Genomic DNA, 1,038 nt, shown 5'->3' with positions numbered 1-1,038 from the left:
TCCTTTCGCCCTTGCGCAAGGCGGCCGCCAAGGGCGGCGAGGCGATCAAGTCCAATTTCCGCTCCGGCGCCCGTGCCGGATTCACCGCAACCGGCGGCACGATCACCGGCGGGCCGGCATCCGCCGCCCCGGCGGCTGCAACCGCTGGCGGTTCCGCGTCGGCCGGCGCATCCGCCCAGCCTGAATGGGCCGCCGCGATGAAACGCCGCCAGGCCGTCAGCCACGGCGCGACCGTCCTCGCCCACACCATGAAGGCTGGCGACAGCCACGGCGGCGGCGCCGGTCCCGACATCAAAGAGAAGGACTGACCTCCCATGTTCCGACGCCCCACCATCCGCTACGGCCAGACGCCCGAACCCACGACACCCTATCAGCGCGCAGCCCAGCAATGGGACGACCGCATCGGCTCCGCGCGCGTGCAGGCGAAGAACTGGCGCCTCGCCTTCTTCGGCGCGCTGGCGCTCTCGGGCGGGCTCGCCGCCGGGCTCGTCTGGCAATCGGCGCGTGGGCATATCGTGCCGTGGGTGGTGCAGGTCGATCGGCTCGGCGAGACCCAGGCCGTCGCGCCGGCCGAGGCTGGCTACCGCCCCACCGATCCACAGATCGCGTTCCATCTCGCCCGCTTCATCGAGCAGGTCAGGGCGATCCCGGCCGATCCGGTCATCGTCCGCCAGAACTGGCTGCGCGCCTACGACTTCACGACCGATCGGGGCGCGGTGGCGCTCAACGACTACGCCCGCGCCAACGACCCCTTCGCCAATGTCGGCCGGGTGCAGGTCGCGGTGGACGTGTCGAGCGTGATCCGGGCATCGCCCGACAGCTTCCGCGTGGCCTGGACCGAGCGGCGCTATCAGGACGGGAGCCTCGCCGCCACCGAACGCTGGTCGGCGATCCTCACCATCGTCGTGCAGCCGCCGCGCACGCCCGACGCCCTGCGCAAGAACCCGCTCGGCGTCTTCGTCAACGCTTTGAATTGGTCAAGGGAGCTGTCGCAATGACGCACACGCCATTTCGCCGTTCCGCCTCGGCGGTCCTGCT

Annotated in this window: 1 protein-coding gene and 1 pseudogene; both read left to right on the top strand. The window is 70.8% G+C overall.

The window, feature by feature from the left end:
- Window positions 1-308: pseudogene (locus AX735_RS14475) on the top strand (P-type conjugative transfer protein TrbL); the annotation flags it as partial.
- 6 nt (window positions 309-314) lie between these two features.
- A complete protein-coding gene (gene trbF, locus AX735_RS14470; RefSeq protein ID WP_066281745.1) occupies window positions 315-998 on the top strand; it encodes a conjugal transfer protein TrbF in 684 nt (227 codons plus the stop codon).
- The last annotated feature ends 40 nt before the right edge of the window (window positions 999-1,038 follow it).

The organism is Blastomonas sp. CCH1-A6, from assembly GCF_001556365.1.
GTDB lineage: Bacteria > Pseudomonadota > Alphaproteobacteria > Sphingomonadales > Sphingomonadaceae > Blastomonas > Blastomonas ursincola.
This window is presented reverse-complemented; position numbering and strand designations above follow the sequence as displayed.